The organism is Chelatococcus sp. HY11, from assembly GCF_018398335.1.
Classification (GTDB): Bacteria; Pseudomonadota; Alphaproteobacteria; order Rhizobiales; family Beijerinckiaceae; genus Chelatococcus.
Genome location: NZ_JAHBRX010000001.1, coordinates 4,521,161 through 4,535,002, shown reverse-complemented (window position 1 = coordinate 4,535,002; position 13,842 = coordinate 4,521,161). Strand labels below are relative to the sequence as shown.

General features: G+C 64.1%; 13 protein-coding genes. 10 read left to right on the top strand and 3 right to left on the bottom strand.

The window, feature by feature from the left end; genetic code table 11:
• The first annotated feature begins 67 nt into the window (after positions 1-67).
• From KIO74_RS20695 to KIO74_RS20650, 10 genes are all read left to right on the top strand, one after another.
• A complete protein-coding gene (locus KIO74_RS20695) occupies positions 68-2,674 on the top strand; it encodes a TIGR02302 family protein (RefSeq protein ID WP_213333705.1) in 2,607 nt (868 codons plus the stop codon).
• A gap of 113 nt (positions 2,675-2,787) precedes the next feature.
• Positions 2,788-2,967, top strand: a complete 180-nt coding sequence (locus tag KIO74_RS20690; RefSeq protein WP_213333704.1) for a twin transmembrane helix small protein — start codon at positions 2,788-2,790, stop codon at positions 2,965-2,967.
• 201 nt (positions 2,968-3,168) lie between these two features.
• Positions 3,169-3,777, top strand: a complete 609-nt coding sequence (locus KIO74_RS20685) for an acyloxyacyl hydrolase (protein ID WP_213333703.1) — start codon at positions 3,169-3,171, stop codon at positions 3,775-3,777.
• Between the two features lie 123 nt (positions 3,778-3,900).
• On the top strand, positions 3,901-4,482 hold the full coding sequence (locus tag KIO74_RS20680; protein WP_213333702.1) for a cob(I)yrinic acid a,c-diamide adenosyltransferase: 582 nt from the start codon (positions 3,901-3,903) through the stop codon (positions 4,480-4,482).
• 13 nt (positions 4,483-4,495) lie between these two features.
• Positions 4,496-5,209, top strand: coding sequence for a rhomboid family intramembrane serine protease (locus tag KIO74_RS20675; RefSeq protein ID WP_213333701.1), 714 nt, complete (start codon positions 4,496-4,498; stop codon positions 5,207-5,209).
• Between the two features lie 363 nt (positions 5,210-5,572).
• Positions 5,573-6,322: an electron transfer flavoprotein subunit beta/FixA family protein gene (locus KIO74_RS20670; RefSeq protein WP_213333700.1), complete on the top strand. Its 750-nt coding sequence runs from the start codon at positions 5,573-5,575 to the stop codon at positions 6,320-6,322.
• 2 nt (positions 6,323-6,324) lie between these two features.
• Positions 6,325-7,272 (top strand): electron transfer flavoprotein subunit alpha/FixB family protein, encoded by a 948-nt coding sequence (locus KIO74_RS20665; RefSeq protein ID WP_213333699.1) that lies wholly within the window; start codon positions 6,325-6,327, stop codon positions 7,270-7,272.
• Between the two features lie 252 nt (positions 7,273-7,524).
• Positions 7,525-8,406 carry a 3-hydroxybutyryl-CoA dehydrogenase gene (locus KIO74_RS20660; RefSeq protein WP_213333698.1) on the top strand — a complete coding sequence of 294 codons (882 nt, stop codon included), beginning with the start codon at positions 7,525-7,527 and terminating at the stop codon, positions 8,404-8,406.
• Positions 8,407-8,593: 187 nt separating this feature from the next.
• Positions 8,594-9,139, top strand: a complete 546-nt coding sequence (locus tag KIO74_RS20655) for an HNH endonuclease (RefSeq protein ID WP_213336065.1) — start codon at positions 8,594-8,596, stop codon at positions 9,137-9,139.
• Between the two features lie 637 nt (positions 9,140-9,776).
• Positions 9,777-11,036, top strand: a complete 1,260-nt coding sequence (locus tag KIO74_RS20650; protein WP_213333697.1) for a multidrug effflux MFS transporter — start codon at positions 9,777-9,779, stop codon at positions 11,034-11,036.
• Between the two features lie 14 nt (positions 11,037-11,050).
• Here the strand turns inward: KIO74_RS20650 and KIO74_RS20645 are convergent, their stop codons facing one another.
• The 3 genes from KIO74_RS20645 to KIO74_RS20635 all read right to left on the bottom strand — a co-directional run bounded on the left by KIO74_RS20645 (position 11,051) and on the right by KIO74_RS20635 (position 13,815).
• The gene (locus tag KIO74_RS20645) at positions 11,051-11,785 is read right to left on the bottom strand and encodes a proteasome-type protease (RefSeq protein WP_213333696.1); all 735 of its coding nucleotides are present in this window, start codon (positions 11,783-11,785) and stop codon (positions 11,051-11,053) included.
• A gap of 58 nt (positions 11,786-11,843) precedes the next feature.
• Entirely contained in the window at positions 11,844-12,674 is an 831-nt protein-coding gene (locus tag KIO74_RS20640; protein WP_213333695.1) for a transglutaminase family protein, read from the bottom strand.
• Positions 12,675-12,873: 199 nt separating this feature from the next.
• Positions 12,874-13,815, bottom strand: a complete 942-nt coding sequence (locus tag KIO74_RS20635) for an alpha-E domain-containing protein (protein WP_213336051.1) — start codon at positions 13,813-13,815, stop codon at positions 12,874-12,876.
• Positions 13,816-13,842: the final 27 nt, after the last annotated feature.

Below are 13,842 nucleotides of genomic sequence, written 5' to 3'. Positions count from 1 at the left end.
GGCATTGGTCGGCCACCAGCTGTCGCGACCGGACGGTGAGATCCGGTCGACGCGTCAGGAGATCCGGATGCAGGACGCTCCACCGCCCATTTCGCGTGCCAGAGCTGACCGGGCTCGGGGCCCGGATCACGACGCCACGCGCCTTGAGCGGCTGATCGTCCGATCACGGCTTGCCTTGGCGTGGGAACGTGTGTGGCCCGCCTTGTGGTGGCCGGCCGCCATCGTGGCTGCTTTTCTCGTGGTCTCTTGGCTCGGCCTGTGGACACTCGTCCCAGCCCAATATCGCATCATTGGTGTCGGCATCCTCGTCGTGGCCTTCGCGGCGTCGCTGTGGCCCCTGGTGCGGGTATCATGGCCGTCACGCGCCGCCGCGCTGAACCGGCTCGATCGCGATGCGCCGGTCGCCAACCGGCCAGCCAGTACATTTGACGATACGCTGGCCATGGGCCAGGGCGATCCGGCCACGGTCGCGCTGTGGGAGGTGCACCGGCAGCGCGCTCGGGCGGCGCTCGAAAAGCTGAGGGTGGCCGCTCCGTCCCCCGGAATGGCCAACCGCGACCGCCACGCGTTGCGTGCCATCCCGCTTCTCGCGCTGATCGCCGCCGCTTTCATCGCCGGCCCCGAGGTCACCTCGCGGCTCATGCTGGCTTTCGACTGGCGTAACGCACCCGCAGCCGGGCCGGCTTTCCGCATCGACGGCTGGATCGACCCGCCGCTCTACACGCGCGTTCCGCCGTTGATGCTGGATTTCGCGCGCAATTCAGACGCGCCTCTCGATATTCGCGTGCCCGTCAAGAGCACGCTCGTTCTGCGTTTTGCAGGTCAAGGCGGGATCAAGCTCTCGCCTGGCCCCGGGCTCGACGCCCTGCCCGTTGCCGCGACGCCGGCGCCCGGCATCGAGGAACACCGCTTCACCCTGACGGGCAGCACGCGACTGACGCTCGAGGGGCCCGCCGGCACGCGGTCGCTGACGATCGCCGCGATCCCCGACCGCGCGCCGCAAATCCGTCTCTCAGGCGAGCCGGAGAATACGCGGCGGGGAAGTCTGACCCTGCGCTACCGCGTCAGCGATGACTATGGCATCGCCTCCGCCGAGGCGGTCTTCGAACGGGAAAACGGCAATGCCACCCGCTCTCTCGTCCCACCGCCGAACGTGCCGCTGGCTCTCCCGGCGGATCCCGCCGCCGACCAGGATACGGAGACGGTTGCCGACCTGTCCTCGCACGCCTGGGCCGGGGCGCGTCTCAAGATGACGCTTGTCGCCAAGGATGAGGCCGGACAGGAGGGGCGCAGTTCATCCGTGATGGTGACATTGCCCCAGCGGCCGTTCACGAAACCTCTGGCGCGGGCGCTCGTGGAGCAGCGGCGCAACCTGATCATGGCGCCGGACGATGCGCGGCGGGTTCGCACCGCGCTCCAGGCCCTGATGATCGCGCCGGAGGATTTCACACCGTCCGACAGCCAGTTCCTCGGCCTGTCTTTGGCCGATAAGCGGCTCGCCGGCGCCAAGAGCGACGAGGACCTGCTCGAGGTCGCGGAATTCCTGTGGACGATGGCGTTGCAGATTGAGGACGGCGACCTCTCCCAGGCTGAACGGGATCTGCGCGCCGCCCAGGAAGCCCTGCGGCAGGCGCTCGAGCGCGGCGCGAGCCCGGAAGAGATCGCGCGGCTCACGCAGGAGCTTCGCCAGGCCCTCAACCGGTTCCTCAACGAGTTCGCGCAGCAGCAGATGCGCCAGCAGCAACAAGGCCAGCAATCACCGGGGCAACAACGCCAGCAACCCTCCCGCACCATCACCCAGGATGACCTGAACCGCATGCTCGACCGGATGGAGCAGATGGCTCGCCAGGGGGCGATGGCCGATGCCCAGAACCTGCTCGACCAGATGCGCGATATTCTGGAGAACCTGCAGGGCTCGCGTCAGGCCGGGAATGATCCGATGAGCCGGGAAATGCAGCGCTCGCTGAACGAGCTCGATCAGATGATTCGCGACCAGCAGGCGCTTCGCGACGACACCTTCCGTCAGGACGGCAGCGATGGCTCCGAAATGAACCAGCGCCAGCGCGGACGCAACCAGCAGGGCCAGCGGCAACAGGGACAACGCGGCCAGCAGGGCCAGATGGGGCAGCGAGGCCAGAACGGTCAGGAAGGCCAGGGCCAGGAGGGGATGTCCGGCGAGGAGCTCGCCCAGCGACAACAGGCCTTGCGGGAACGTCTCGAGGCCATGAGGCGGCAGCTCAAAGGCCTCGGCATGCAGGGCGAAGAGGGCCTCGACAGCGCCGAAGGCGCGATGCGCGACGCCGAAGGCCAGCTCGGACAGGGCGAGACCGGCAGCGCCCTTGATTCGCAGGGCGACGCCCTGGAGGCACTGCAACGCGGTGCCCAGGGCCTTGCCCAGCAAATGCAGCAGGAGGGCGAAGGCCAGGGCAACGAGCAGGCTGGCAACGGCCAACCTGGCCGCACGGGGCCGAACGGCCAGCGCGACGAGGATCCGCTCGGCCGCCCAACGCGCAACCGGGATTGGTCGGATGGTCGCGTCCGCATCCCCACCGCTGAGGAATCGGCCACGGTGCGTGCCCGGCGCATTCTCGATGAGTTGCGCCGGCGCCTCGGCGACCAGTTGCGTCCCCAGGACGAGCTCGACTATCTGGAGCGTCTTCTGCGAAATCAGTAGACGTTGACGCGAAAGAGATGCTGGCGCCGCATGCCGCCGGCCGGGTGGCAAGACTGAATTGCCAGAACGGCGGGCGGACGCATGGTGACGTCGGCCGGTGAAAGGACGAACTCATGGCCTTCGCGGTCCCTATCGCACTCGGCGCGGTCGCCGTCGTGCTCGTGCTCGGCCTGACCAACATGATGCGCGGCGGTAGCGGCGAGCGATCACAGAAGCTCATGCAGCTGCGCGTCCTGCTGCAGCTCGTGGCGGTCCTCGTTATCATGGGCATCGTCTGGATGCGCGGCAGCTGAGCTGCCGCGCGAGAGCACCATAAGGAAAGCTCCCGCCGCGCCTGATACTAAGGTCTCTGCTTCGGGAAGCTTAGCCATCCTAGGAAAGAGTTGCCGTCCGGCCACGCCTTTCACGAAATCTTTACATTTCCTGTTCGGCTGCTGGTGATGAGGGTACGTGATTGCTACAAATGGTTGCAATTCGTCTCCCGGAATCAAAGCATGCGATTTCTATTGGCGCTTATGATCGCAGCGGCCTTTTGCGGCCCAGCCATCTCCTCCAGCCTTGCCGCTGACCTCCCGGCGAAGCAGACGGAAATCACGACGTCAACTCCGCCGCCGGCATCGATTCTCCAGCCTCGTTTCCTGTCCGAAGTCCGCTTCGGCGTGAGCGCCCAGGATCCGTGGAGCCCGGAAGACGGGTCCGTGAACATCACGGGCGAACTGTTGACCGGCAAGCTGTTCCAGGCCGACAACGCGACGCTCGACCTCTTCATTCCACGTTTCCATATTGGCGGCAGCGCCAATACCGCGGGCGCCACCAGCTTCGCATATGCCGGCTTCACCTGGACTGTGCCGATCACATCCCAGCTTTTCGTCGAGGCGAGCGTCGGCGGCGCGATCCACAACGGCAAGTCGGGTGACAATGTGGGGCCGAATCGCGTTGCCCTGGGCTGTTCACCGCTCTTCCGCGAATCAGCGTCCATCGGTTGGCGGTTTGATGAACACTGGAGCGTCATGGCGACAGTCGAACATCTTTCGAACGCCGGCCTTTGCGACCAGAACCGGGGTTTGACCAACGTCGGGGCGCGCGTCGCCTATAGCTTCTGATCAGCGGTCGTGATCGTGGCGGGCGGAGGTTCCAGCCGCCTTGCTTGTTGCGGCAAGTTATGCGCGTTTTGGATGAGCGGCGCGGTTGCGCCGATTCGTCTCTCCACCGCATGATTGTGAAGCATGGTCCGGCTCAATCGCATTTATACAAAAACCGGTGACGACGGATCGACTGGCCTCGCGCGCGGCCCGCGCCGCCGCAAGCATGATCTGCGCGTGGACGCCTACGGGACCGTCGATGAGACCAACGCCGCGATTGGTATCGTGCGGCTCGCCGCGCTACCGCCGGAGCTGGATGTAATTCTGGCTAACATCCAGAACGATCTCTTCGATCTCGGCGCAGACCTCGCTACACCTCCCGAGGACGGGCAGCCGGAAAGCGATGGCATGGCGCTACGCGTTACGGCGGGCCAGGTGTCCCGGCTGGAAGAAGACATCGACCGGTTGAATGCTGATCTGCCGGCGCTCCGCTCCTTTGTATTGCCCGGCGGCGCTCCCGCAGCAGCCCATCTGCATGTGGCCCGCACGATTTGCCGACGCGCCGAGCGGCTTGTCGTCGCCCTGGCCGATACGCCGGGGGAGATCGTCTCCGGTGAAGCGATGATGTATATAAATCGCCTGTCGGACCTTCTTTTCGTCGCCGCGCGCTTTATCAACCATGCAGGGCCCGGCGACGTGCTGTGGGTACCCGGCCAGAACCGCTGACAGGAGGGGCCCCATGTTCGTTCCCCTTTATGACGGCGTGCCGATGCGCAATATCCGCGTACCCTATGTGACATACGCGATCCTGATCGTCTCGACGCTGATATACGGCGTGGTGGCACTCGACAGGCTGCCCATGCCTGAAACGTCGATAACGGCTGCCTTCGGGCTCATACCGGCTGTGTTTTTCGGCGATGTGGTGTTACCCGAAGAGCTGTCCCTGGTGCCGGTCTACGCGACCCCTGTCACCAGCCTGTTTCTGCACGTCGGCTTCCTGCACCTCCTGGGCAACATGTTGTTCCTGTTCGTTTTCGGGGACAACGTGGAGGATGCCCTGGGGCATTTTCGCTTCCTCCTGTTCTTTGCGCTGTGCGGCGCCGCGAGTGGTCTGGCCTACGCCTTTTCCGTGCCCGACTCCGAACGACCGCTGGTCGGGGCGTCGGGGGCAGTCTCGGGCGTCATCTCGGCCTATCTCATTCTTCATCCGCGCGTGCGCGTATGGGGATTGTTCTTCTTCCGCATCCCTCTGCACCTCAGGGCATATTGGGCGATCGGCTTCTGGCTTCTGATCCAGATCGCGCAAATCTGGATCAACGCCGATGACTCCGTGGGCTGGGTCGCGCATGTCGGCGGGTTTGCCGCCGGTATCATCCTCGTCATCATCCTGCGTCGCAAAAACCAACCCCTCTTGGGTGCAGGCGATGGTCCACAACTGACGGGCGATGTTTGACCCCCGCCGGGGAGCCATGACGTTGACAAGTCCGAATACGCCTCGCTAGGGTCGCCTGCGTCTGAATGCCTTACGGTCGCAACCGTTATCCGCGCGCTTTCGTGCCTCCTATCCTTAGATCAGCGCCGTTCTCGCGCTGGCTATGATAACGAGGCGTCGCCTTGGACTATCGTCCTTCCCTGGGGCCTTTCGCGCCAGCGGACATGTCCGGCGGAGCGGGGCGCCTGCGGTGGACTTGAATGATCGCTGCGAATACCCGCGAGATACCCGTCGGCATTCTCGGTCTTGCCCCCGCGACCCTTGGTCGATAAGGGGGACGGGATATGGGCGGACGAGCGGTGCCCGCGGAGGAGAATAAGCTCGATGAAGATCCTTGTGCCAGTGAAGCGAGTGGTGGACTACAACGTGAAGATCCGGGTCAAGGGCGACGGGTCTGGCGTTGATCTGGCGAATGTGAAGATGTCGATGAACCCGTTCGACGAGATCGCGGTCGAGGAAGCGCTGCGGTTGAAGGAAGCGGGGAAGGCGAGCGAGGTGGTCGCGGTGTCGATCGGGCCGGCGCAGGCGGCGGAGACGATCCGCACGGCGCTGGCGATGGGGGCGGACCGCGGCATTCTCGTCAAGGCGGACGGCCGCGTCGAGCCGTTGGCGGTGGCGAAGCTTCTCAAGGCGATCGTCGCCCAGGAAGAGCCCGGCCTCGTCATTCTCGGCAAGCAGGCGATCGACGACGATGCCAACCAGACGGGCCAGATGCTGGCGGCGCTGCTCGGCTGGGCGCAGGGCACCTTCGCCTCCAAGGTCGAGATCGGCGAGGGCACGGTCGATGTGACCCGTGAGGTCGACGGCGGCCTGCAGACGGTCGGCCTGAAGCTGCCGGCGATCGTGACGACGGATCTCAGGCTGAACGAGCCGCGCTATGCCTCGCTGCCGAACATCATGAAGGCGAAGAAGAAGCCGCTCGACGAGACGACGCCGGAGGCGCTTGGCGTCGACGTGACGCCGCGGGTGACGGTCGTCAAGACGAGCGAGCCGGCGGGCCGCAAGGCGGGCGTGAAGGTCGGCTCGGTGGCCGAGCTCGTCGGCAAGCTGAAGAACGAGGCGGGAGTGCTCTGACCATGACGACATTGCTTGTCGCCGACCATGACGATGCCGGCGTGAAGGACGGCACGGTCCGCGCCCTCACGGCGGCGCGGGAACTGGGCGCTCCGGTGCATGTGCTGGTTGCCGGTGAAGGCGCGCGGGCCGCCGCCGAAGCCGCGGCGAAGCTCGAGGGCGTGGAGAAGGTGCTGCTCGTCGAGGCGCCAGTCTATGCCCATGACCTGGCCGAGCCCCTGGCCGACCTCATCGTGAGCCTGGCGGGGGGCTATGACGCGATCGTCGCGGCGGCCTCCACCTCGGGCAAGAACGTGCTGCCGCGGGTGGCGGCACTCCTCGACGTGGCGCAGATCTCGGACGTGACGAAGGTGCTGGGGCCGAAGAGCTTCGAGCACCCGATCTATGCCGGCAACGCCATCGAGACGGTTGAGACGGCGGAGCCGAAGATCGTGCTGACGGTGCGCACGGCGACCTTCGCGGCGGCGAAGGAGGGCGGCGCTGCGGCGCCGGTCGAGAGCGCTGGCGCGGCGGCGGATCCGGCGCTGTCGGCCTTCAAGGGCGAGCAGGTGGCGACCAGCGACCGGCCCGAGCTTGGTTCGGCGAAGATCATCGTGTCGGGTGGCCGGGCGCTCGGCTCCTCGGAGAACTTCACCAAGGTCATCGAGCCGCTGGCGGACAAGCTCGGCGCGGCGATCGGCGCCTCGCGCGCGGCGGTTGATGCCGGCTACGCGCCGAACGACTGGCAGGTCGGCCAGACCGGCAAGGTCGTGGCGCCGGATCTCTATGTGGCGGTGGGCATCTCCGGCGCCATCCAGCATCTGGCTGGCATGAAGGACTCAAAGGTCATCGTCGCCATCAACAAGGACGAGGAGGCGCCCATCTTCCAGGTCGCCGACTACGGCCTCGTCGGCGACCTCTTCACCCTCGTCCCCGAACTCGCAGAGGAACTCGGTAAAGCGGGGAAGTAGAAGAGTTTCCGGCGTTGTCCTGGGCTTAAAGGAGCTTATGACACCGCGCGGACAAGAATGGCCGGTAGGATCGGACCTGCGCAGAGTTCGTCGTGGACAACCACGGCGAAATGGGTCGGACCGGGTAAATGCGATAATGCCGCGCTGGATTGTTGCCAGCGCGGCATCATCATCGAACGAGCAGGCGCCCACGGCATTGATGCGGCCGGGTTCGCCGAACATCATGATCGCAGAGGCATACGAGGTGGGCATATGACGATCGATATTCGCAAGGTTGGCGTCATTGGTGCCGGCCAGATGGGCAGCGGCATCGCGCAGGTGTGCGCCATCGCGGGATACGACGTTGCCCTCAACGACCTCAGCGAAGAGCGCGTGAACGCCGGCCTCGCCACCATCAGCGGCGGCTTGCAGCGCCAGGTGAGCAAGAGCCATCTGAGCGAAGACGACCGACAGGCCGCGGAGGCTCGCATCAAGCCCGCGCTCACATTCGATGCCTTGGGCGACTGCGACCTGGTCATCGAGGCTGCTACCGAGAACGAAACGGTAAAGCGCAAGATCTTCGTGGACCTGTGCCCGGCGCTCAAATCCGATGCGATCATCGGCACGAACACGTCATCGATCTCGGTGACGCGCCTCGCCGCTGCGACAGATCGTCCCGAGCGCTTCATCGGCATCCACTTCATGAATCCCGTGCCCGTGATGCAGCTCGTGGAGATCATCCGCGGTATCGCGACCGAGGATCCGACCTTCAAAGCCACGCAGGCCTTCGTCGCGCGGCTGGGCAAGACGGCAACGCTGGCGGAAGACTTCCCCGCCTTCATCGTCAACCGTATCCTCCTGCCGATGATCAATGAGGCGATCTACACCCTCTATGAGGGCGTCGGGTCCGTGGAATCGATCGACACGGCCATGCGTCTCGGCGCCAACCACCCCATGGGACCATTGCAGCTCGCCGATTTCATCGGCCTCGACACCTGCCTCGCCATCATGCAGGTGCTGCACGATGGACTCGCCGATTCCAAATACCGGCCCTGCCCGCTCCTGGTGAAATATGTCGAGGCGGGCTGGCTTGGGCGCAAAACCCGCCGCGGCTTCTATGACTACAGGGGCGAAAAGCCGACACCGACGCGCTGAGGCGCCTTACCCACACACCTCATTCTGAAGCCTGCGAACGCAGCCGTGAGTCCTCCTCGCGGCTCGTTTGCGTTTGGCATCTTTCACATTAGCGACACAGCTCTTAAACTAACGTCCGCAGGCTTAGTTCTCGCAATGAGCGATTCGCCTCGGAGGCGGTGCGGTGACGATACACGTCCCCCATCCAATGTCGCCGGAAGGTTGTCCGGCCCTTGTCCTCAATGCCGACTATCGGCCATTGAGCTACTATCCCTTGTCCCTATGGAACTGGCAGGATGCGATAAAGGCGGTCTTCCTCGACCGCGTAAACATCGTGTCTGAATATGAAACCACGGTTCGCAGCCCCACTTTCGAAATAAGGCTGCCATCCGTCGTTTCGCTGAAAACCTACATCCAGGCTTCACGGCAGCCGGCTTTCACGCGGTTCAACGTTTTTCTGCGTGATAGGTTCACCTGCCAATATTGCCAATCCCGCGACGACCTCACCTTCGATCACGTGATCCCACGCTCCAAGGGCGGCCAAACCACCTGGGAGAACGTCGTTACAGCCTGCGCGCCGTGTAACCTGCGCAAGGGCGACCTCTTGCCCCGGCACGCGGAGATGTGGCCAGCCCAGCAACCCTACCAGCCGACGGTGCATGACCTTCACCACAATGGCCGGCACTTCCCGCCGAACTATCTGCACCACAGCTGGATGGACTACCTCTACTGGGATACCGAGCTCGAGCCATAGACGCGGGTTCACGCAGTTGCGGGCAAGGGATTGGATCCGACGCAAACGCGACAGATCCCCGATATGCGGGGGAATGGCGCTGGCGGGGCGGTCCGCTGCTTTCAAAAGCGCAGTCAAATCAACGAGTTCGTTTATCGCGGTCAGGCGGAGGCTGACGTATGGCGGGCAACGCCTGCGAGCCCAGATCCCGCCAATTCTCAGAAAATGCATTTTTTTTAATAAATGACGGAACCCAATCGGCCACGGGCCGTTAGGTCATCGGTGCTTGAATCCCCCCAACGAGCACTCTTCCTCTTCGGACGAGCCCCCTCGTCCTGAGGCAAGTTAGCCCGCCCGCCTCCCCCGCGGGCGGGCGTCTTCATGTTTGGATGGTTGATTGCCAAGGCAACGCTCGATTACCAAGGCGAGCTTGCTTGGACGGCATTCCTCCCATGCGTCCCGCCACCTTCCTCCGTCGATTCAACTTCGCTAACCTGTGGGCAATGCTGGCCGCCTGCGCGCCGCACACTCAACCATTCCCTTTTCTCAGACCCGCCTACGCGACGTAAGGTCCCGGCGTCCCGTGTGAGTTTGCGCGATGAGCATGCCATTGCTTCGCAATGATAACGATCCCTCCCCGAGGGGCGAGCAATCTCCCATGGCGTCCGGAAAGCTATCCCCCGCTGGCATACCGTCGTCGTCATCAGGCCCGCAGGGCGCTGCCCCGCCGCCAGCCGTCAAGAACGCCGTTTTCATCATCGGAGCCCTGTCGACCATCGGTCCGATGGCCATCGACATGTACCTGCCGGCCTTTCCCGCCATTGCAAACGCCCTGGCGACCAACGTCGGGATGGTGCAGCTCAGCATGGTGAGCTTCTTCGGAGCGCTGGTTTTCGGACAGTTGATCTATGGCCCCGTCTCGGACGCGATCGGCCGCAAAAGGCCGATCTACGCCGGGCTTGTGCTGTTCGTGATCGCTTCGATCGGTTGCGCCCTCGCCCAGACCGTCGAGATGCTGATCGCGCTGCGCTTCATCCAGGGTATCGGCGCTTGCGCCGGCATGGTCCTCGCCCGTGCCATCATCCGTGACATCCATACAGGGCGTGAGGCGGTCAGGCTGATCTCGCTGACCATGCTCGTGCTATCCGTGTCGCCGATGCTCGCGCCGCTCGGCGGAAGCTTGCTCACTCAATTCGTATCCTGGCGTGGAATTTTCCTCGTCATCGCCGCCAGCGGTGTCATCTGCCTGTGGCTCATGTGGTGGCAGCTTCCCGAGACGCGCCCCCCAGAGCGCCGCACACACGGGGGTCTGCGGGCGGCACTTGGTTCCTACCGGATCCTGCTGCGGGACCGGCGCTTTCTCGGCACAGCCCTGATCTGCGGCTGCGGACAGGGCATCATGGTGTCCTACCTCACCGGCTCCTCCTTCGCATTCATCGAAGTTTACGGCGTTTCGCCGGTTGGCTACAGCGTGGTCTTTGCTGTGAACGCGTGCGCTCTCGTGGGCAGCGCCCAGATGAACGCGACACTCGTAGGCCGCATCGGGTTGCCGCGACTGATCCGCGCCGCGACCTTGGCCGTGTGTATCTGCACCGTGGCGTTGGCGGCCCTTGTCTTGTTGGGCAATGCCCCGCTGCCGGTGTTCTGGGGCATCACCATGGTCCTGTTCGGAGGGCTTGGCTGCCTCAATCCGACGTCAGCCGTGTTCGCGCTGGAACCCCATGGTGCTCGCGCGGGTGCCGCCTCGTCGATGCTTGGCGGCATTCAGTTCGGTCTCGCGACCATCGCAGGCGGAGCCGTCTCTCTATTCTTCGACGGAACCGCGCGACCGCTGGTCATCGCCTTCGCCATATGCGGCGTAGGCGCGGCAGTCCTCGCTCACTTCACGCTGCGGCGTACGGTTTCCGCGCAGATGTGAGCCTCGGCGGCTTTTCAATAAGGCGGTCGCGGGATCGCCATATGCGCGGCCTTCAGGGCATCGGACCAGCGTTGGCTCAGGTCGGTGAAATAAGGCTCTCCAGCCTCGATCCGGTGCGACAGGCCAATGACATGGGCATCCCGGCGTATCATCAGAAGATCGATCGGCAGCCCCACCGCGAGATTCGAGCGCATGGTGGAATCCATCGAGATCAGTCCGATCTTGAGGGCGTCATAGATATCGGTTTCGAAAGTGATGGCTCGATCAAGGATCGGCTTGCCGTATTTGTGCTCACCGATCTGCAGGAAGGGTGCATCAACGCCGCATTCGATAAAATTGCCGGCGGAATAGACCATGTAGAGCGTCATAGGCCCATCCTTGATCTGCCCCCCGAAGAGGAAGGCGGCGTCGAATGAAAGCTGGGCCTCCCCCAACGCCTCGCCGATCTCGTGACGCACCTGCCGAACGGCATGGCCGACAAGTTGGGCGGCATGGAACATGGTCGGCGCATCGACCAGCTTCTCGCGGACCTCGGCGCCGGGGACGTTGACGCCCTCTCGCAAAAGGCCGAGCACGGATTGCGAGATGGAGAGATTGCCGGCGGTCGCGATGCCAAGCACCCGCTCGCCAGGAACCTCGATCACATGCAGCTTGCGAAATGTCGATATGTTGTCGAACCCGGCATTCGTCCGGGTGTCGGCGATTAAAACGAGACCATCCTGGACCAGGATACCAGCGCAATAGGTCATCAGGCGTATCCACTCCGCAAAGGCCGTCTTTTTTTATTTGTTGGATCAGACAGGCACTTCAAGCCTGAACCTGCCATTGGGCGGCCTTCTGCACAGTGAGTTTGACATCCATGCGTTCCTCGCCGCCGCCATAGCGGCTGCCACGCACGGGGGCGGCGCCAAGATAGTCGAGACCGATCGCGACGCGCACATGAGCATCGGTCGGGCTGATACCGTTGGCGGGATCGAAGCCGACCCAGCCCAAATCCGGGATCTTGGCTTCCACCCAGGCATGGGCGGCGTCCTGCACCGTCACCCCATCATTCCGCATGAAATGTCCGGAGACATAGCGGGCTGGAATACCGAGATGGCGCGCCGCCGCGATGAAGACATGGCTCAGGTCCTGGCAAACGCCGCGCCGGAGCGCGAAAGCCTCGGCCGCCGTGGTGGTAACCTCTGTCGGATGCGGGTCAAAAGCGATATCGCGATGAATGCCGTTCAGCAGCCCGTGCAGCAGCGCCAGACTATCAGGTCCGTGGTCCGCCAGGAGCCCATCGGCAAAGTCGCGGATAGCGCCGTCGGCCTCCGTCAACGGTGTTGTCCTGAGATAGACGGCATCCGGGAACCGTTCGACCGTGCCGCGAATGACGCCCTGGGTATCGACTGTCTCGACCTCGCCGCTCACGGACACCGTCACGCCCGCGAGTGGCCCCGCAAGCGACAGCGTATGCGTGATATTGCCGAGCGAATCCTCGCCCAGGCGCAGCCGGCCGTCGACATCGACCTCCACCCGCCAGCGCATGACACGCATGCCTTCATGGGATCGAGGCGTCAGTCGCAGGATCTGGACCACCGCGCGCGCGGGAATGGCATAGGCATAGGTCGTATCGTGAGCGATGGAGATGCGCATCGGTTCGGCCGATCTTCGTCACGGGCGGCGGAGAGACGTACACCGTTAGTGTAGAATGGGAAGCGCCTCATTGTGAAGGCCGGCGGGCACGACAGGACGACGCGCCGTCGAGGACCTGCCGGCTCACTCTCCCGCCCCTGTCGTTCCTTCCGGAACACTCCCGCGTCCCAAGGCCATTCTGTCGCGACAGAGATATCTGTTACGACAGGTACTGGTCGGCGATCGCCGCGCCGAGCTTGTTGTTTTCAGCCAGGAAGTTCGTGATGAACTCGTGCAGGCCGGACTGGAAGATATCCTCGATCCGCATATTGCTGAGCTTGGTCAGCATGCTTCCCGCCAAGCGCTGGCTGGCGCCGCGCCGGCCGTAGGAATCCGCCATCAGGTCAACGTGGCGTGAAACCGCGTCGTAGCAGTAGATGAGCGAGCGCGGCATCTGACGGTTGAGGATGAGGAGATCCGCGACGAGCCACGGCTTCACGCTCTCCCGATAGACCCAGCGATAGGAGGTGAGCGCGGACACCTCGCGCAGGATGGTCGTCCATTGAAAATAGTCGAGGCTGCCGCCGACCTGTTCGCTTTCCGGCAGAAGCACATGGTACTTCACGTCGAGGATACGTGCCGTATTGTCGGCGCGCTCCAGCGCCGAACCGACGCGCAGGAACCAATAGGCATCACTGCGCAGCATGGTGCGATAGGCCGAGCCGTCGAACGCGAGGGCGACCCCCTTCACCCAGTCGAGGAAGCGGGCAAAGTCATCCGGCGCCATGGATTTGCTGTCGAACTTCTGCAGCTCGTGCCAGGCGTCGTTGATGGCCTCCCACATCTCCACGGTCAGCGCGGTGCGCACGGCGCGCGCGTTGGCGCGTGCCACCGCAAGACAGGAGCGGATGGAGGATGGGTTATCGGGACTGAATGCGAGGAACTCCCGCACCGTGTATTCGTTGGCGACGTCGTAGCGCATGCGGAAGGCCTGCGCCGCGCCCGCCGTCGCCAGCGCGCTGTCCCACTCCGTACCGGTCGCGCCATAGCTGACCGGCACGGAGGTCAGCCGCATCGTGGCGTCGAGGATCCGGGCGAGGAAATCGGCGCGCTCGATATAGCGAGCCGTCCAGAACAGGTTGTCGGCGGTCCGAGACAACATGGGCGGAACCTTGTTGCGCTGGGCCCG